We start from the raw sequence: 18,676 nt of genomic DNA, 5'->3' as shown, positions 1-18,676 counted from the left end.
TTGGATCAGACAAGGCCGGTTTAGTTAAGCGTCTACATAGTCCATTTTGAACTGATCAAGCTATGCTTCTGCTGAATATAAAAATTCGTTAGTTTGCTAATTGCTTATCGATATAAGCCGTCATAAGCTGAAATACCTCATCAATGTTCAATTCAGAACTATCAATAATGTAGGCATCAGCTGCTGGTCTGAGTGGAGCAACTTCGCGCTCCATGTCACGTTTATCACGCGCCTCAATATTAGCTAAAATATCGTTTATTTTAGCATCCAGCCCCATACCCTGCAACTGCTTTACTCTGCGTTCAGCACGAGATTGGGCTGAAGCGGTTAAATAAATCTTGGCTTGAGCCTCTGGAAAGATGGATGTGGCCATGTCTCGGCCATCTGCAACCAAGCCTGGTGCTTGTGCAAAAGCATGCTGGCGATCGACCAGCGCAGCTCTAAGCTCAGGAATTGTTGCAACTTTTGATGCAAACTCACCAACTCGCTCAGTTCGAATGGTTTGACTAACATCCTCACCATTGAGCAAGACTTGTGTGTCTTGTGCAGAACTTAAAAATTGTATGTCTAAATGTTTAGCAATTTCGACACACTGACTCAGTTCGCTTGACAAAGCATCCAACAAATCCTGTTGATGCAATGACAGGCCCAACAAGCGATATAACGCTCCCGAATCAAGTAAATGAAATTGATAATGAGCTGCTATTTTTGCAGCCAGTGTGCCCTTACCCGAACCACTTGGACCATCAATTGTGATTATTTGAACTGTCATTACTTACCCAAAGTTTGTTATACAGATTTAGCGAGTTTCGAAAAACCTAGTTTAATCGCAGATTTAAGCTGTGCAAGGATTAATTTACTTACAAAAGGTGCCCGCGCCTGTAATTCAATCGTATAGGTCACTAAAGTTTTATTCGAGTCAATCGGCTCAAACTCAATAATACCCAAATGATGTTTGATGAGTGGATTTTTAATAATCTTGTATTCAATACGTTCATTCACATTCATTAATGTAATTTGCTCTTGCAACGGTTTAATTGGACCAAAACCCATACGACGTACAGAACCAAGTCCATCCGGACGTTCTGGATCTGCTGAATCTTTCACTCGCACCACTTGAACTGGTGCAAAAGCGACGTTATAGGTTGAGTGTTTAGAAAGTAAATCAAATACCTGCTCTACGGGTGCATTAAATTCTTTTTTAATCTGAATATTATTCATGGTGGTTCCAACGCCTTATTTGACAATAATTATTGTCATTTCATTTTACATGAAATTATTATTTTACGAACTCATTCATCCCTTTTCTTGTAGACGGGATAGTCGCTTTTGTTCGCGGCGCATTTTAAAAAAGTGACTGAGCTGCTGTGAGCATTGCTCATGTAAACAACCCGACTCAACCAAGAACTGATGATTATAATAGCCCGTTTCAAATAATTTACGTGCACTTATAAGAGAGCCCGCTTTCGGCTCTGTCGCACCAAATACTACTTTTGAAACGCGTGCATGCACCAAAGCACCTACACACATGGTACAAGGCTCAAGCGTCACATACATGACCGCATCATCAGGTAAACGATAATTTTGTGTATTTTGGCAAGCATCGCGAAGTGCTTGAACCTCAGCATGCGCGGTAGGGTCATTTAGCGTAATAGGCGCATTAAAGCCCGAACCAATAATTTTATTTTGACTTACAATCACTGCTCCAACAGGGACTTCACCTTTTGACGCTGCAATAGCAGCCTGCTCTAAAGCAAGCTGCATCCATTCACTATCTGTTTTTAAAACATCAGTCATAAAGATTAGATTACATCGTAATGTTTAAGGAGTTCATTCCAGCTTTCAATGCTCGTTGTTGGTGGATTACCAGCGAAAATACCCTTTAAGCTATTACTAGCCCCTTGTTTCCATGCTGGTGACAAGTCTTTATCCACTAAACGCGCACGCACCCCCTCAACAAAGTCTGCATGACGAATTTTCCAGTCCGAAATTTGCGTTTCAAGCTCAAACACTTCATTCCAAGAATGAACCTGCTTACCCCACTGCCATAACAACCATGTTAATGCAGCCGTTGTTGGTGAGCCTTTTTGTAAGTTCTCACTGGCTTGACGAAGCCAATCGCTACGCGCATCACTTAAACCAACAATAGCATCATAATCATGCTCGAAGTTCACACCACGACATACACTATGAATGACATCCAAAGAGTTCTGTAATGGACCTGGACCTACCGGACGATGCATACTGTTTAGTGTGTCATCAATGGCTCTAAAATCACCTGCTGGATAATGACTCCAGTCTATATTGATAACTTTCTCAAGCACCGTATTACGCTGCGCATCACAGATGTGTGTTGCCCAACCAATACCATATGCGCCCGCAGCCGTCATGATTGAACCCGTTAAGCCCGTGAACAAACCAATTGCTCCACGATCCGCCAAGAAACGCGTTGCACCCACATCTGGGTACAAACCAATATTAATTTCAGGCATCGCTAAACGTGAATGCGGTGTCACCAAACGAAATGGCGCGGCCATAAACAGACCTAAACCACCACCCATGACATAACCTTCACCCCACACCAAGACAGGCTTAGCATAGTTGTGTAGTAATAAATCTAAAGCATATTCTTGCTCAAAGAACTGATTGGCTGTTTCAACTTCATCGTTAATCACCAGTTGACGAAGTTTACGTACATCACCACCCGCACAGAATGCTTTTGGTGTGGTTGAATCCAACCAAATGGCTTTTACTGCGTCATCACTATGAAAATCTTGAAACACTTCAAATAAAGTTGAAACAATCGTCTCATCTAAAGCGTGAAGTGATTTTGGTCTATTCAGACGAACAATGCGCCAACCATTTTTTGCTTCTTCTACAATCAAATCTGGATGGTAGTTTCTAGAAACGGGAGAATATGTCATGCGTCCAGCTGCCAATCTATAGGCTCAATGCCATGTTGTTTAAGATAATTATTGGATTTTGAAAAAACTTTACAACCGAAGAATCCACCACGGTTTGCTGCCAAAGGTGACGGATGTGCCGCCTTTAACACCAAATGCTTTTCTTGATCAATCCGTTGTCCTTTCCGCTGCGCATATGCTCCCCAAAGAATAAAAACAATATGCTCGCGCTGTTCATTTAAAACATCAATCACATGATCGGTAAAGTCTTCCCAACCTTGTTTTTGATGTGATGTGGGTTGACCAGCTTCAACGGTTAATACACTGTTCAACAGCAAAACACCTTGCTGCGCCCAACGAGTTAAATCCCCATGTTTAGGAATATCAATTCCTAAATCTTTATTTAACTCATGGAAAATATTACGTAAAGATGGTGGTAAAGCAAGCCCCTTTTGCACAGAAAAACTGAGCCCATGTGCCTGATTCGGCCCATGATATGGGTCTTGTCCAAGTATTACCACTTTTACATTCGCCAAAGGCGTCGTATTAAATGCATTAAAAATCAGCGCATTTGGCGGATAAATCACTTTATTCGCTTTTATTTCTGTAACAAGAAACTGCTTTAACGCATCCATCTTTGTACTAAGCAAAAAGTCACTTAATCCATGTTTCCAACTGGCATCCAGCTGAATTTTATCAAGCTTGGTTTGCTGTTGTTCTGTTAAAGACATACTTGCGCCTTATTCCCTTACTGTATATTCCGTGACAAATTTCACAGTTTGACTTGCAATTCTACATTCGGATTGTGAAATTGGATACCTTCTTTTAATTTGGTATACATTTCAGTGTCCGCCCATTCTGCTTGGATTTGTTCTGAAAACTCGATCTGGCTTAAATCTAAAAGCCCCATCTGTGTATTTTCAATATCTTCAATAAAACTCTGCGCATAGCCCGTATCAGTCTCATGCACAATCACCGAGTACACTTCTACATCGCCTTCACCGTTTTGAGTCACGGTCGACGCGAGTACTTGTTGTGCAAGATAAAAGAAAATACGTGAAAATTGTTCAGCCGATGGCGAAACAGGCAGCGACACCCAACGTGCACTAAATGTTTTACATGCTTGGATATATTCTGGATCATCGTTTTGCCAAAAACAAATTGCATGATCAAAAGAATCATAAAGGTCTTTAATCACCCCTTTCAGCAAGCCAAAGTCATAAACCATTTGACCATGATCTAATTTCGATGCTTTGAGGAGTAATTCAACTTTATAACTATGACCATGAATGGAGCGTTTACAACGATCCGATGTACAATTGCGTACAATATGGGCATTTTCAAACTTAAATAACTTACGAATTAACATATGCCGTAATGCAATCAAACTTTCTGAGAATTGACTTTAATTATAAAGCAAAAGTTAACCTATGCTCATTTATTTTATTGTTGAAGTCGATTGACAAATCATATCAACCTGCCCAACGACGTTTAAAACGGTGCCATACTTCGATATGCCACATAAACTGTTTGTTCTTTTCGCACCAAATCACTACTGAATTGACGTTTACGCTCATTGAGCATCACCTCTATTCTTACTTTAAAATAATTGGATTGAACACCTAGAAAATCATTAACAGCAGCCCGTTGCTCTTCTTCAATCTGATTAAACGGATCAATTTCCCACAACTCGCTGACATTAGAAAAATGTTTAAGGCTGGCCTGTTGTTGTTTTTGCATGTTTTGAATGGCAGATATATCCAGTTTCGGGTCAATACTGGCCAATACCAATGCAGGTGCAGTATTTACATTCACCTTTAATTCATTATTCGGCAAAGCACTCACATAAGGTGCAATCAGTTGATAGTTACGCCCCTCAAACCCACGCACCAACTTCAACTGTTCAACATTATAAAAAGCACGATTTGGCGCCAAGTAACCCTGAGCTAAACTTTGATAATAAGCAGATTCATCACCCATCGGGCCACTGACTTCATCATCTTCATCTTGCCAATCAATCACTGCTTCTGAAAGTTGCGCAGGCAACCCCACACGTACCAACAGTTTTTCAAACCAAAGTTTTGCAGCCTCATTCGGCTTTTTATCCGACTTAACTAAAGCATTTAAATTAAATTTTCCTGACTCATCTTCTAAACGCCCAGAAACAAAACCATCTTCCACTGGAAAAGCAGGCATGGGCTTCGCCCACGTTTCTTGTAGATGATCGACCTCTGCTGCATTTTGAGCATCATCCACCAACAGCTCAGAAAAAAAAGCTTCAGCACTTTTTGCGTATAACAGAGCTTGGTTTTGTCGCATTAAATAACCCGTACTCTCTGCGGTATTGCGCTGATGTTGCGCAATCGTAGCCGCAAGGATGGTTGCTAAAGCCACCATCACCAAAATGGTGATCAATGCAATGCCATGCTGAGAGCGCTTCAAAACATCCACCTATTTACAACGAAGACATTTAAGGAAAAATGGTTTTGCATAGAGTCCGTGAGTTTCATATCCTGCAACTTAATTTTTTTGTTTTAAAAAGTCTGTATTTAATAAACTAAACACCCATTCATAACTCACTTCATTGACAGTGAGGTTTATTTTTAAACCGCGCGGTAGTATTTTTGCCTGAGTTACATCATTTTCACTCAATGCCACCTCAGGCCATTGTGCCATTTCATTGGGATTGAGTAACATAATTTGAAATTGATCAACTGAATCAAGTAAAACACTGGTTTCAGGTTGATCATTACCGGTTTGATTTAAATTTTTATATTTATAACGGTACAGTTTTTTTTCATCTGCTTTATAAATATATTCAACTCGCTCTTCAGGCGGTATGCCTTGCATCAAAGGATCAGTCACGCCAGTTTTACTAAAGGTTAACTGACCATTTTGCAACATGACTGCGGGTTGAACCTGCCCCGCAACATTGGCAGTAATTGGTACAATTTGCACCGTGTCACGTAACACTTGTTGATATGCTTCTTGTAGCTGACCTAAGCGCTGTTCATGTTGGGTATTACGTTCTTTAATCTTGATCAGATAATCAAAAACCTTCCAACCCAAAGCTGAAAGCACAGCAAAAATCGCGATTGCCACCAATAACTCAACCAAAGTAAAGCCTGAGCGTTTTGTCATGGTTGGCTTCCATCACGATGGTTAAAAAAAACTAAACTCGTAACACCCGAATCTACTTTTCCAGTTTCAGTATTCACCAAGCTCACCTGTACATTGACGCGTTGCACATTAGCACTAATCGTTGCTTGCGCTGATTTATCAATTTGCCAAGTTTCACCTTGTTGGGTGATTTGTTTAGAGGCCGTGCCTTGTAGCCAATCACGATTGATTTCCATCATAGAAATTTCATTCAAGGCAACAAATTGTGCCTTGGTACGCAAGATGGCATGGGCTGTAGACTGAGTATATTGCATACCCACTTTGGTTAAAGCGACCGCTGCTGTAGCAAAAATAGCCAGTGCCACCATCACTTCCAGCAATGTAAATCCTGAGCGAGGATTAATGAAATAATGTTTCATCCGAGCGCAAGCCGGCAGACTATTCTTTAAATCTTTAGCTCGCATTTATTTTACCCAAATGATCAATTTCAATTTCTGCACCGACGGGCTCATTGGCATAATAAAATTGAATACGAACAGGTTTTGCTTCGCCATTCCCCAACCAAATCAGTTTAGGTGCATTCTCTTGGGTTAAATCATCGTTTCGGGCTTGGGAAACATCATAGTCTAAGGATTGCACAGCAAAAGAAACATTTTTAGCTAACACTTGCTGCGGGAACTCATTATATTTTTGCCATTTTTGTTGATTCAGCATTGCATTATTTTGTTGTTCTGTGGGTATGGTAAATTGAGGATTTTTATATTCAACAACAGCATAAGAAAAATCAGCCACATCGGTCGCAGGATGAACCTCTAGTGCCAAAACACGTGCTTGGTCATTTGCCTCACGTGCAATTTTCTGTACATCCATGATAAAAAAATCACGGGCTTGCGCTGCTTTACGTTGGTCGACCCCATTGATATTCAACATCACCAATGACGCCATAATGGCCATAATGGCCATAATAACAATAACCACCATCAATTCAACCAGTGTAAATCCTTGAATCCTTGAAGGTGGTTTCTGTTTCATACATCCTATCCGCTAAGCAAGATATCCTGCTGCGCCCGTTTGTTTAGGCATCGCCAGAGCTTGGTCAATGTAAGCCACGCGCAAAGTATCACGCGAACCCAAATACCGTTGATAAAAACTAGAGTTCAAAATCGCAGCTGCACCATGCGTCAAAGACCAAATCGATGCCAAATAATCACGTACTGTCATTTGACTCTCTATCGACTCCAAATACCGCTCGGTCATACGAATAATTAAACGTAGACGTTGCTTTCGAATTTGATAAAGTTCAGTAAATAAATGATAGATCCCAACACCCGTGGTCGATAATCGCTCTTCTATTTGATGAAACAGCACAGTGCGTTCAGGATGATGCAAATGATGTAACATAAAAAAAGCAAGATGTTCAGGGAACTGCTTGTCTGTATCTTTAATCATTTCAAGCAACATTTGCTCATTACGAATAATGAGCAACATATAGAGTTCATCTTTACTTTGAAAATGTTTATAAAGCGTACCTTTTGCTAGATCTAATTCCGCAGCCAATGCATCAAGGGTCATCCCTGCTTCGCCATTTTCTAAAAGCAACTGTTCAGCCACTTGGAAAATTAACGCTTCTCTTGCTCGAAACTGAGCCTGACGATCCATTTTCACCCTAGTACTCTCTTATACGCTTTTATCGTTTCAATTTATTTACTTCATGTTGAGAAGGTTTTCAAAGTTCTGTGTTGTGATGAAAGCCATCTCTTCCAAGGACTTATCATATACATCTGCCAAGGCTTTGGCTACATAAGGAACGTACTTTGGCTCATTAGACTTTCCTCTATATGGCATCGGTGCCAAATAAGGACTATCCGTCTCAATTAATAAGCGATCCAAAGGAACTTGCTTCGCCACATCACGCAGGTCTTGCGCATTTTTAAAAGATACAATCCCTGAAAATGACACATAGTAACCGCGGTCTAAAACAGCTTTGGCCGTTTCCCAGTCTTCTGTAAAGCAATGCAAAATTCCATGGGTCGATTTTTCGGCGCGAATAATATCGACAGTATCATGCTTGGCAGAACGGGTATGCACAACAACTGGTTTCTTTACGGCTTGTGAAGCATAAATATGTCGTGCAAAACAGTCTTTTTGCTCAGCGATGAAATCTGTACTATGAAAATAATCGAGCCCAGTCTCACCAATTGCCCAAACTTTTTCAGGCTGTGCCAACTCAATTAAATAGTCTGTGGTTGCACGAGCCATGGTTTCAGGATCTTCACAAGGATGCACCCCGACGCTATAGCCCACATCGTCATGCCTTGCCGCAATTTTTGCTAGCTCAATATAATCATCAAGATCAACCGAGATACTCATAAAGCGGTGAACGCCCGCTGCACGTGCTTGCGCTAATGCTAAATCCAAATCCCCATCATAAGGCGTTAAATCTAGCATGGTTAAATGGCAGTGCGTATCTACAAACACAGGCGTTTCCTACTTGATATACTTAATTACATAGTGTAACTAGTTCGCCCTTCAGACTTAAGACCTGCTAGCAACTTTTCCGCTTCTGATTTGTAATAAACCCCTTTCTCCCCAGAAAGTTGAATACCAAATCCTTGGAGTTTGATTCCATTTTGCTTTTGCGAAATCCAAATCACTTTGCCTGTTAGAGGAATTTTCTGTGCTTGCTCTGGCAATGTTGCCAAAACAAAGACCTCCTCTCCCATCTTTACAGGTTGTTTGGATGGAATAAATAAACCACCACCAACTACAAAAGGCATGTAGCTTGCATATAACGTTGCTTTATCTGGAATATTGGCTTGAATGATTCCGCCCATACGTGGTTGCATAAAATTCCCCTGTTTTAAACATCCATCAACCGAATACACAATTGGTCGAGCACTAAATTAGTTTGTACGTTTTGTTCAATATATTGTTTTGACTGTTGCAAATCAGCATAAATTGAAAACAAAGTTTCAAGTGAATACCGTTCTGCCAGCACACTGAAATCCAAGTCAGTGTTTTTTAATTGCTGATTTAGCTTGACACAAATCAAATCTGACAACAAGTACTCAAACATTTGACTAAAATCACTAAATGTCAGCGCTTTATTCCACTTGGTAGCAATTACCATCGGCATATTTTTATCCATCACCAACTTTTGCCAATCTTTTAAAAATTCAGCACGTTGAGGAATCCATTCACTCTCGGACAATGTAATTGCCTGCAACGGCATATGATTGGACAAATTCATCAATAAATGTTGCTGTGCCAAATCGCTATGGGACAAATGCTGATTTAAAAATTGCTCTGCTTGCTGTTCATTTATGCGATCCAAAGCAAAATGTTGCAAACGACTGCGAATGGTTGCAGGCAGTTTTAAATAATGATCTGCCAATAAAATGATAACAACACGATCACCTGGTTCTTCAAGCGTTTTCAATAAAGCATTGGCTGAAGCTGTATTTAAAGCTTCGGCTGGTTCAATAATGATGACGCGCCAACCGTCTACCGTTTGCTGCACAAAAGGCAGCAGATCACGAATTTTCTCAATTTTGATCTTAGCATTTTGTTTCTTATTGTCTTCATCGGTAGTGATGTGCACATAATTGGGGTGTGTATCCGCCTTTAACCACTGACAACTTCCACACTCCCCACAGGCCAAATGATTTGGCTGCCGCTTAGCACATAAGACCCAAGCAAGAAACTGCTCAGCAAAAGTCTCTTTACCACAACCTTTTTTACCATAAAACAATAAGCCATGACCAATGTTAGGAAAGCGTGTGGTTAAAGTTTCCCAAACATTTTGATGCCACGGATAAATCTGCTCAGGCAGCGTTTGCTTCATGTATACAACCTAAGTTCTATTATGCAAAATGAGCCACATCCATGGCATTTAAACGATCTAAATCTTCTTGTGTATCCACACCTGGCGGCAAGTTCGCTTCTGCGATATCAATGGCAATACGATGTCCATTTTCCAAAACACGTAGTTGCTCTAGGCTTTCGAGCTTTTCGAGTGTACCCATATCCCATGTCACATATTCTTGAAGTAATTTCACGCGGTAAGCATACAAACCCAAATGACGGAAGGCTTGTTCATGCAACGTTTGCTCCACTTGTTTTGCAGCATCTCGGTCATATGGAATAGTAGCACGACTAAAGTAAAGTGCTTGCTTGTACTTCGACATCACCACTTTAACAATGCTATCACGTTTAAATTCATCTAAATGCTGAATTGGTTCACACAAGGTCGACATTGAACAATCTGCTTGTGACTCTAAAAGTTGCGCGACTTGCTTGACCAAAGCCGCTGGCAATAACGGCTCATCACCTTGAACATTAACAATGATATCTTCGCTGGCCCAACCCTTAATTTTCGCCACCTCACTTAGGCGGTCTGTTCCCGAAGGATGATCCGCTGAGGTCAACACTACATCCACGCCTTCAGCCATGCAAAGATCATAAATTCGCTGATCATCCGTTGCGACGCAGAGATCATCAAAACCTTCCACTTTCTTCGCCTGATCAACGACCCGTAAAATCATTTCACGGCCATGAATTTTAAGGAGTGGTTTTCCAGATAAACGTGTGCTTGCGAAACGCGCAGGAATAACAATATGCTTCATAAAAGACCTTAAGAAATTTCAATACCTACAGCGGCGAGCTGTTGATGTAAGGTGTCATAACACGCCGTCGATAACACTGCATCGACAGGAACAACCCAAATATCACGGGCAAAACTAGGATTTTGTTTGAGCAGCGCTAAAATTTTCACTGCATCTTTTTCAGTGGTAATAATAGGATTGGCATCATCAAAAACCAAATCCTCTAACTCATATTCATAATGATCAGCAAACTCATGACACTGGAACTGCTGAACTCCCATACTCTCTAAAGTACGATAAAAGCGCTGCGGAAAACCTATCCCCACGACCGCATAAAAATCATCTTGTGGATTGAATGCTTTTGCCTCAGTACTATTCAACAGGTAAGGCTCTGCAACTTCTAAGTGCATGTGCATAGTACGAGTAGGATGATCTGCATGTTCAATCACTATGCCTTGATCCAGTCTAGACTTCGGCTCTCGCAAATAACCTTCAGGCAATAACTTTTCATTACCAAGTCCACGATTATTATCTAGGACAATCCATTCAATTTGACGATTCAATGCCCAATGCTGAAGCCCATCATCACTAATAATTAAATCAATGGGATAGTGAGATAAAAGCAGTTCAATACTTTCTTGGCGGTTGGGACCCACTGCCATCGGCACATCAGTAGATTGCACAATGAGTGTTGGTTCATCACCTACATTTTCAGGTAATGAGTTCAGATCCACCATAGTCGGAAATGGGCCCTTGGCACCATAACCACGACTGATCACACCCACTCGAATATTCTTACTTTGCAGATAACTCACCAAGTGAATGAGCAGAGGGGTTTTGCCACTCCCACCCACAGTAATATTACCAATCACCATAACAGGTACAGGAGCCGTATACGCTTTTTTAATATTGCACCGATACAACTTGCGGTTTAATAGAAAACCGCCACGATATAACCAAGACAGCGGACGAAGCACAATTAACCACTTTGCCTGTGAGTTCCAAGCATCCTGAATAAACTGTGCACCTGACATGACTTAGTTTTCCTCAAAATTACGCTGATGTAGCTGATAGTAAGCACCCTGCTTTGCAATAAGTTCAGCGTGTGTACCTTGCTCTACTATACGCCCTTTATCCATCACCACAATACGGTCCGCATTCTCAATGGTGGATAATCGATGTGCAATCACAATCGTGGTACGATCTCGCATTGCAGCATCGAAAGCACGCTGGATAAAGTACTCTGATTCATTATCAAGCGCGCTGGTAGCTTCATCTAAGATCAGCACAGGCGCATTTTTCAAAATCGCACGAGCAATGGCTATACGTTGACGTTGACCGCCCGATAAATTAAGGCCTTGTGCACCTAACTTGGTGTTGTAGCCTTGTGGTAAAGCCATAATGAAGTCATGCGCATAGGCCGCTTTTGCCGCCGCAATCACCTCTTCATCCGAGGCATTTTCAAGCTGACCATAGGCAATATTGTCACGCACAGTGCGGTTAAATAAAACCACTTGTTGATTGACCATTGCCACTTGGGTACGCAGACTATTGATTTCAATATCGTGAATATCGATACCATCAAAGAGGATTTGGCCCGAGGTCGTATCTTGAAAACGCACCAGTAAATTTACTAGAGACGTTTTACCAGCACCAGAACGCCCCACTAAAGCAATCGTCTCACCTTCTTTGACACTCAGATTAAAATCATGCAGCGCTTGATAACCATCCACATAAACTAAGTTCACATCTTTAAAGTCGATATTACCTTTCAATACTGGAGTTAAAGTCCCAGTATTTTTTTCTTCAGGCAAATCTAAAATTTCAAAGACGGAATGTGCTGCCGCCATACCCCGTTGAATTTTTTCATTCACATCAGTCAATGCTTTAATTGGCCGACTCAACATACCTGCTGCAGTAATATACGCCACAAATTGACCCGCGCTGGTATCTTGCAAAATTTCTGGGCGTAGTGCGATCCACATCACAATACTCAGAGCAACGGACATAATCAACTGTACAATTGGACTATTGAGCTGTTGCACAACCACCATTTTCAAACCGCGTCGTAAATTCTCCAATGAGGTATCTTTAAAACGTTGTTGCTCATACCCTTGACCACCAAAGCCTTTTACCACCAAGTGACCATTGACTGTCTCTTGTACCACGTGATTGACATCCCCCATGGTGTCTTGGACTTGAATGGAAAGCTTACGCATACGCTTTGCTGCTTTACGAATAAGCAAACCTATCAGTGGCGCAAAAATCAAAATACACAAAGTCAGACGCCAGTTGCTATATATAAGGTAACCGAGCAATGCAAGAGTGATTAGACCTTGCTGAACAATAGTTCTTAATGACTCTGTAGATGCGGCTGTAAGCTGCTCCACGTTATACATAATTTTCGCAGTGATATGACCACTGTTATTGTCTAGATAATACTGCGAAGGAAGACGCAATAATTTGGCAAAGACTTCTTGGCGAATATTAAAGACCAAGTTTCTGGAAATGACCGCTGTAAAGTAGCCTCCCATGAACAAACCCAGCCCACGAAAGAACATTACCACAACAACCAAAATTGGGAACAATGTCGTAAAACCTTGATCACGGTGTTGAATCGCTTCAATAATTTTTTCAAGTAATTTAGCGACAGAAACTTCTGTCGCCGCATTCATAGCAAAACCAATCACCACAAGAATCGCTACGCCCCAATACGGTTTTAAATAGCTCAGTAGACGTAGATAAACTTTAAAATCGTGTTTCACTAATAACCTCGAGAAGGCACTTTGGTACTAATATTGATATTTACAAATCCCAACTGACCAGCCACATCCATCACACGGATCACATCCTGATGGGTTGCTTTTGCATCCGCAGCAATCACAAACATTAGATCACGACGGTCATTGGAAATCTGTTTAATTGCGGTATTTAATTCTGAAACATCTTTCGATGCAATAGACTGACCATTAATTGAATAATGCCCTGTGGAATCTACCACCACTTCAATTTTATGATCAAATGTTTTCGGTGGAACACCTTGCGCATCGGGCAAGGTTAAATTCATACGACTAAATTGATTGAATGTGGTGGTCAGCAATAAAAACACCAAAATAAATAATAAGCAATCAATCATTGGTGTAAGGTTAATATGAACATCTTCAACTTGTGAACGTTTGAATTTCATACTTCACCTTAGCTCGCTTGCTTCACAACAACATCATCTTGGTTTTCAAGCACAGTTTCTGTTTGCTTATAAAATAAAGCCGCATGAAATAAAGTCGATTGCTGTTCTAATTCAGCAACATATTCTTGAACCAAACGCTGAAAATAACGATAAGCAAATAGTGCCGGAATCGCAATGAACATTCCTGCCGCTGTTGTAATCAGTGCTTTAGAAATCCCCGGAATCATCAGTGTTGGATTACTACTATTCCCAATATCAATCATTAAAAATGACTCGATAATCCCGAGTACCGTCCCCAACAATCCTAAAAGAGGCGCGACAGCGCTCAATGTTCCTAAAAAATTGATATTTTTTTCAAGATAACCAATTTCTTGAGAAGCTGTTGCTTCCATCTGCGCACGTGCAAACTGTTCACCTTGTGCCTTACTTTGGTAACCAGCTTCCAAAATACGACCCAATGTCGTTGCCTGTAAATCCTGATTTTGTTTAAGTTTAGGCAAAACCATTTGTACGCTTTGCGCTGGGTTTAATAGCAAATCTTTCGGTAAAATAGCGGATTTCTTTAAGCGAATAAAACGCTCTAAGCTAATCGCAACAGTAAAGATCGAACAGAGCACAAGGGGCAGCATAAGCCACCCACCTGCTTTTACCAATTCCCACATAACACTTCCCCAAGTATTTAAAAATAGAAAATAAAATTATTCAGCTAAGCAAATATTCAAAATACCATCCAACTCATCTAGTGAATGATAATGAATCGTGAGCTTGCCTTTCCCTTGTTTATTATGATCAATTTTGACATTTGCACTAAAACGATCTGTTAAGCGCTGTGTCAATTGTTGAAGATCTGGTGCAATTTCCGTTTTCGATTTTTCTTGTTTCGGCGCATTGAGATCACGAACATATTGTTCAGTTTGGCGAACGGATAAACTTTTCTCTATCACCAATTCTGCGACTTTCAGTTGATCTTTCCCTTTCAAAGTCAAAATGGCACGAGCATGTCCCATGTCCAGCAAACCTTGTTGCATAAAGTCTTTAACTTGCTCAGCTAGACTTAATAAACGCAGCAAATTACTCACTGTGGTACGCGCTTTGCCTACCGTGTCTGCAATTTCTTGATGACTTAAACCAAACTCTTCATGGAAGCGCTGTAAAGCCATCGCCTGATCTATCGGATTGAGATCTTGACGTTGAATGTTCTCAATCAACGCCAGTGCAATTGCAACTTGGTCTGTTAAATCACGAACAATGGCTGGAACTTGCGTTAAACCGGCAAGTTGAGCCGCACGCCAACGACGCTCACCTGCAATAATTTCATAGGGGTGCTTTTCATTATCAATTGGACGAATCACAATCGGCTGCATCACACCGTGTTTTTCAATCGATGCCGCTAACTCTTGTAAGTCTTGCTCATTAATAAAACGACGTGGCTGATATTCACCACGTTGTAATAGATGCACATCGATTTGTTTTAGCTGACCGTGATCAAGAGCTTGTGCTTCAAGTTGTAATTTCTCTTTTTGAATGGAACCGAGTAAGGCATCTAAACCACGACCTTTTGCCAGCCCACGTTTTTTAACGGTCATGCGTTACTTCCTTTTTTCACTTTGCTTTTCTTAATCATTTCAGCTGCTAAATGTAAATAAGCAACTGCGCCCTTCGAGCTTTTTTCAAAATAAATCACAGGTAAACCATGCGCAGGTGCTTCAGCTAGACGCACATTACGTGGAATGACCGTGTCATAGAGTTTTTTGCCAAAGTATTGTTCTAATTCTTCAGACACATCACGTGTCAGCGCGTTACGTGCATCATACATGGTGCGTAGAACACCAATAATTTTTAACTCAGGATTCAATGCTTGTTGAATGCGATCAATGGTCTGTGTTAAATCTGCCAAGCCTTCCAAAGCATAGTATTCACACTGCATTGGAATCATCACACCATCCACCGCTGCCAATGCATTAACCGTGATCAAGCTTAAGCTTGGCGCACAGTCCACAATAATGTAGTCATATGCTTGTTCAATTTCTTGCAACGCATCACGCAGAATAAACTCACGCCCTTCTTGCTCAGCAATCGCAAGTTCAACTCCCGCCAAATCACGGTTTGCACCCAAGACCTTATAACCCACTTCCGCCTTGGTAATCGCAGTCTCTATAGGTACTTCACCCAGTAAAACATCGGTCACTGAATACAGTAGGTCATTTTTTTGAATGCCTGAACCCATGGTCGCATTGCCTTGCGAGTCCATATCAACCAATAAAACCCGCTTTTTAAGTACTGCTAAAGATGCAGCCAAATTTACTGCGGTTGTGGTTTTACCTACACCACCTTTTTGGTTCGCAATCGCAATAATTTGTGCCATGACCCGCCCAATCCTTTGAATTTTTTTAGATACGTTTTAATAAAAGTAAGTGTCGTTGTTCGTCCAAACGTGGAACTTTTAACGCAATAATGTCACAGCTAAATTCGTTTTTGAATGCTTCAACTTCGTCATGCGGAACCAAGCCTTTCATAGATGCAATAATGCTGTCTTGGTGCATATAAGGCTTCGATGCATTGATAAAATCGGTTAAAGAAGCAAATGCACGACTGGTAATCACATCAAACTGACCCAAATCATGGATGCTATCTTCATTTTCAACACGCGTTTGAACTGCAATTACATTGGTTAATTTTAGATCTGCAATAAACTGCTTTAAAAAACGAATTTTTTTACCATTGGAATCGAGCAAAACACATTGGCGCTCAGGTTGGCATAGAGCAATAATCATGCCCGGCATACCACCGCCTGTACCAATATCCAGCAAACGACCTTTCGGCAAATCTTTTAAAATACTTAAACTATCTAATAAATGCTTCACCAGCATTTCCTTAGGATCGCGAATCGCTGTTAAATTGTAAGCTTTGTTCCACAGCACAAGTGCGTCTTGATACTTCAGCAATAAATTTAATGCTTCTTCACTCAAATCTAAGCCAAGCTTTTGACTACCTTGCTTTAAGTCTTGAAAAAATGGATGCATAAAGAAGACATCTCAATAAAATTAAACTGAAGTATACCGATTTCTCAGCCGTGGAACAGTAGCTAACGCTTAGTGATTATGCACTTAAACGTACATACCTTGACGAATCTGTAGATCTAGATCACTTAATCGCTCAGGTGTGCCAACATCCACCCATGCGGCTTGCATTTTCTCGGCAGAAATTTTTCCAGCAGACATCGCTTCTTTCAGCAATGGAGCCAGTGGACGTTTACCTGCTTCTAAACCCTCAAACATCTGTGGGTGAATAACAGCAACACCACTATAAGTTAGCGCCTCACCCGACTGCTCTTGTTCAAAGGTATAAGCACGCCCTTGATTTAAGATAAAGTCGCCTTTGGGATGTTGTGTCGGGTTTGGTACAAATACCAGATGCGCAAAATCCTCTCCCAAATCGACATTGAGCAATGATGCAAAATCAAAAGTGGTCCAAACGTCACCATTCACTAAAATAAACGGTTCTGTCCCCAGCAGTGGCAGAGCATTAATAATACCACCCGCTGTTTCAAGCCCCTCTTCTTCACGCGTCCAACGAATAGTCACACCAAACTGTGAACCATCCCCAAGTGCATCAATCAACACATCGGCCAACCACGCAGAATTGATCACAATCTCTGTGACCCCAATTTGCTTAAGTTTTTCAATATGCCAAACGATCAGTGGTTTACCGCCAACTTCAAGCAGAGGTTTCGGTTTATAGAGTGTTAAAGGACGCATGCGGTTGCCAAGCCCCGCGGCCAAAATCATTGCTTTCATGCTGCAACAACCTCATATTTGCCATATTTTGCTTCAAATTTTGGCATCACTTTATCGCAAATAAATTGCATGAAAGGTTGTAGTTCTGCATAAGGTTTGCTTTCTTCAAGTAAATACCACATCACACGTGGCAAATCTTTGAGATAGCCTGATTTACCGTCACGTTCAAATAAACGCACAAAAATACCTAAAATTTTAATATGACGTTGTATCGCCATCAGATCAGCATCTTGCTTAAACTGTTCAAAGTCACGCCCTTCTTTGGCAGAAGTTGGCAATAGGTCATAAAACACTTTAAACCAATGATAAACGCGCTCAGGATTCCACTGTACATACGCATCACGTGTAATTGAGATCAGATCATAAGTATCTGCACCAATCACAGCATCCTGAAAGTCAATTACGCCTTGCTCTTGCTCATCTACCAAAAGCATGAGATTACGACTATGGAAATCACGATGTACAATCACTTGAGGCTGAGCCAAAGCAGCATTGGCTAAAATTGCAAATGTACGTTTAATCAGCGCAGACTCATCATCAGAAGGTTGAATCTGTAAACTTGGCAATAACCAATCTGTCAATAGCGACATTTCGGTCATTAACTTCTCATAAGAATAAGCTGGGAAATGACCTTCACCATCAATAGATTGCAATTGAATCAACTGCTTAAAACTTTGCTCATAATGTGCATCGACAGTCTTGTCATCGAGCTGAGTAGACAGTAGCACATCACCAAAATCTTCAAGCAATAAGAAGCCTTGCTCCAAATCTTTCGCCACAATATGTGGTACACGAACACCGTTCGTATCAAAAAATTCATCAATCGTCACAAAAGGCACACAATCTTCTTTTTCTGGTGGTGCATCCATCAGCATAAATGTTTTATTATTCAACTTGATTCGTGCATAACGACGGAAACTTGCATCGCCTGCTAAAAAGTTAATTTCAAATTGATCTGAACCAAGTACAGATGAAATCCATGTTTGTATCAATTGTTCACGTTGTGTATTCATTTGCGATAAATTCTAATACAGGCTGAGTTTTTAAAGTGCTAAGTGTAGCCAC

At 40.9% G+C, this 18,676-nt stretch carries 24 protein-coding genes; all 24 read right to left on the bottom strand.

Annotated features, from left to right (window positions below; genetic code table 11):
* Positions 1 to 88: 88 nt before the first annotated feature.
* The 24 genes from cmk to MN200_RS07250 all read right to left on the bottom strand — a co-directional run bounded on the left by cmk (position 89) and on the right by MN200_RS07250 (position 18,624).
* A complete protein-coding gene (cmk, locus tag MN200_RS07365) occupies positions 89 to 772 on the bottom strand; it encodes a (d)CMP kinase (protein ID WP_058869732.1) in 684 nt (227 codons plus the stop codon).
* A gap of 17 nt (positions 773 to 789) precedes the next feature.
* Positions 790 to 1,221 carry an SRPBCC family protein gene (locus MN200_RS07360; protein WP_004696860.1) on the bottom strand — a complete coding sequence of 144 codons (432 nt, stop codon included), beginning with the start codon at positions 1,219 to 1,221 and terminating at the stop codon, positions 790 to 792.
* Positions 1,222 to 1,296: 75 nt separating this feature from the next.
* On the bottom strand, positions 1,297 to 1,797 hold the full coding sequence (gene tadA / locus MN200_RS07355) for a tRNA adenosine(34) deaminase TadA (RefSeq protein ID WP_004984825.1): 501 nt from the start codon (positions 1,795 to 1,797) through the stop codon (positions 1,297 to 1,299).
* 5 nt (positions 1,798 to 1,802) lie between these two features.
* The gene (locus tag MN200_RS07350; RefSeq protein WP_242760462.1) at positions 1,803 to 2,924 is read right to left on the bottom strand and encodes an enoyl-CoA hydratase/isomerase family protein; all 1,122 of its coding nucleotides are present in this window, start codon (positions 2,922 to 2,924) and stop codon (positions 1,803 to 1,805) included.
* Positions 2,921 to 3,634, bottom strand: coding sequence for a uracil-DNA glycosylase (ung, locus tag MN200_RS07345; RefSeq protein WP_004696856.1), 714 nt, complete (start codon positions 3,632 to 3,634; stop codon positions 2,921 to 2,923). Before ung ends, MN200_RS07350 begins: the two co-directional genes overlap by 4 nt.
* A 41-nt stretch (positions 3,635 to 3,675) precedes the next feature.
* Positions 3,676 to 4,272: a 6-carboxytetrahydropterin synthase gene (locus tag MN200_RS07340; RefSeq protein WP_004696854.1), complete on the bottom strand. Its 597-nt coding sequence runs from the start codon at positions 4,270 to 4,272 to the stop codon at positions 3,676 to 3,678.
* Between the two features lie 122 nt (positions 4,273 to 4,394).
* The gene (gspK, locus tag MN200_RS07335) at positions 4,395 to 5,345 is read right to left on the bottom strand and encodes a type II secretion system minor pseudopilin GspK (RefSeq protein ID WP_234305021.1); all 951 of its coding nucleotides are present in this window, start codon (positions 5,343 to 5,345) and stop codon (positions 4,395 to 4,397) included.
* Between the two features lie 78 nt (positions 5,346 to 5,423).
* A complete protein-coding gene (gspJ, locus tag MN200_RS07330; protein WP_004984837.1) occupies positions 5,424 to 6,044 on the bottom strand; it encodes a type II secretion system minor pseudopilin GspJ in 621 nt (206 codons plus the stop codon).
* Entirely contained in the window at positions 6,041 to 6,442 is a 402-nt protein-coding gene (gene gspI, locus MN200_RS07325; RefSeq protein ID WP_058869736.1) for a type II secretion system minor pseudopilin GspI, read from the bottom strand. The genes gspJ and gspI overlap by 4 nt, the downstream gene beginning before the upstream one ends.
* Positions 6,443 to 6,476: 34 nt before the next feature.
* Complete coding sequence (locus tag MN200_RS07320; RefSeq protein ID WP_242760461.1) at positions 6,477 to 7,055, bottom strand: type II secretion system protein; 579 nt, start codon at positions 7,053 to 7,055, stop codon at positions 6,477 to 6,479.
* 12 nt (positions 7,056 to 7,067) lie between these two features.
* Positions 7,068 to 7,682, bottom strand: coding sequence for a TetR/AcrR family transcriptional regulator (locus MN200_RS07315; protein WP_004696845.1), 615 nt, complete (start codon positions 7,680 to 7,682; stop codon positions 7,068 to 7,070).
* A 45-nt stretch (positions 7,683 to 7,727) separates the two neighbouring features.
* Complete coding sequence (locus tag MN200_RS07310) at positions 7,728 to 8,501, bottom strand: TatD family hydrolase (protein ID WP_058869738.1); 774 nt, start codon at positions 8,499 to 8,501, stop codon at positions 7,728 to 7,730.
* A 26-nt stretch (positions 8,502 to 8,527) separates the two neighbouring features.
* Positions 8,528 to 8,869: a PilZ domain-containing protein gene (locus MN200_RS07305; protein ID WP_058869739.1), complete on the bottom strand. Its 342-nt coding sequence runs from the start codon at positions 8,867 to 8,869 to the stop codon at positions 8,528 to 8,530.
* 14 nt (positions 8,870 to 8,883) lie between these two features.
* Positions 8,884 to 9,867, bottom strand: coding sequence for a DNA polymerase III subunit delta' (locus tag MN200_RS07300; protein ID WP_058869740.1), 984 nt, complete (start codon positions 9,865 to 9,867; stop codon positions 8,884 to 8,886).
* Between the two features lie 19 nt (positions 9,868 to 9,886).
* Positions 9,887 to 10,648: a 3-deoxy-manno-octulosonate cytidylyltransferase gene (kdsB, locus tag MN200_RS07295; protein ID WP_058869741.1), complete on the bottom strand. Its 762-nt coding sequence runs from the start codon at positions 10,646 to 10,648 to the stop codon at positions 9,887 to 9,889.
* 8 nt (positions 10,649 to 10,656) lie between these two features.
* Positions 10,657 to 11,661, bottom strand: coding sequence for a tetraacyldisaccharide 4'-kinase (gene lpxK / locus MN200_RS07290; RefSeq protein ID WP_058869742.1), 1,005 nt, complete (start codon positions 11,659 to 11,661; stop codon positions 10,657 to 10,659).
* A 3-nt stretch (positions 11,662 to 11,664) separates the two neighbouring features.
* Positions 11,665 to 13,392 (bottom strand): lipid A export permease/ATP-binding protein MsbA, encoded by a 1,728-nt coding sequence (gene msbA, locus MN200_RS07285; protein ID WP_058869743.1) that lies wholly within the window; start codon positions 13,390 to 13,392, stop codon positions 11,665 to 11,667.
* Positions 13,392 to 13,814 (bottom strand): biopolymer transporter ExbD, encoded by a 423-nt coding sequence (locus MN200_RS07280; RefSeq protein ID WP_004696832.1) that lies wholly within the window; start codon positions 13,812 to 13,814, stop codon positions 13,392 to 13,394. The genes msbA and MN200_RS07280 overlap by 1 nt, the downstream gene beginning before the upstream one ends.
* 8 nt (positions 13,815 to 13,822) lie before the next feature.
* On the bottom strand, positions 13,823 to 14,476 hold the full coding sequence (locus MN200_RS07275) for a MotA/TolQ/ExbB proton channel family protein (protein WP_242760460.1): 654 nt from the start codon (positions 14,474 to 14,476) through the stop codon (positions 13,823 to 13,825).
* A 36-nt stretch (positions 14,477 to 14,512) separates the two neighbouring features.
* A complete protein-coding gene (locus MN200_RS07270; RefSeq protein WP_004696828.1) occupies positions 14,513 to 15,400 on the bottom strand; it encodes a ParB/RepB/Spo0J family partition protein in 888 nt (295 codons plus the stop codon).
* Positions 15,397 to 16,179, bottom strand: a complete 783-nt coding sequence (locus tag MN200_RS07265) for a ParA family protein (protein ID WP_004696827.1) — start codon at positions 16,177 to 16,179, stop codon at positions 15,397 to 15,399. The genes MN200_RS07270 and MN200_RS07265 overlap by 4 nt, the downstream gene beginning before the upstream one ends.
* A gap of 25 nt (positions 16,180 to 16,204) precedes the next feature.
* The gene (gene rsmG / locus MN200_RS07260) at positions 16,205 to 16,837 is read right to left on the bottom strand and encodes a 16S rRNA (guanine(527)-N(7))-methyltransferase RsmG (protein WP_004984861.1); all 633 of its coding nucleotides are present in this window, start codon (positions 16,835 to 16,837) and stop codon (positions 16,205 to 16,207) included.
* A gap of 84 nt (positions 16,838 to 16,921) precedes the next feature.
* The gene (murU, locus tag MN200_RS07255) at positions 16,922 to 17,611 is read right to left on the bottom strand and encodes an N-acetylmuramate alpha-1-phosphate uridylyltransferase MurU (RefSeq protein ID WP_058869746.1); all 690 of its coding nucleotides are present in this window, start codon (positions 17,609 to 17,611) and stop codon (positions 16,922 to 16,924) included.
* Positions 17,608 to 18,624 (bottom strand): phosphotransferase, encoded by a 1,017-nt coding sequence (locus MN200_RS07250; RefSeq protein WP_058869747.1) that lies wholly within the window; start codon positions 18,622 to 18,624, stop codon positions 17,608 to 17,610. The genes murU and MN200_RS07250 overlap by 4 nt, the downstream gene beginning before the upstream one ends.
* Positions 18,625 to 18,676 lie beyond the last annotated feature (52 nt).

Source organism: Acinetobacter sp. LUNF3 (genome assembly GCF_022699605.1).
Taxonomy (GTDB): Bacteria; Pseudomonadota; Gammaproteobacteria; order Pseudomonadales; family Moraxellaceae; genus Acinetobacter; species Acinetobacter johnsonii.
Note: the sequence above shows the minus strand (reverse complement) of the source record. Positions and strands in the feature narration are given on the sequence as shown.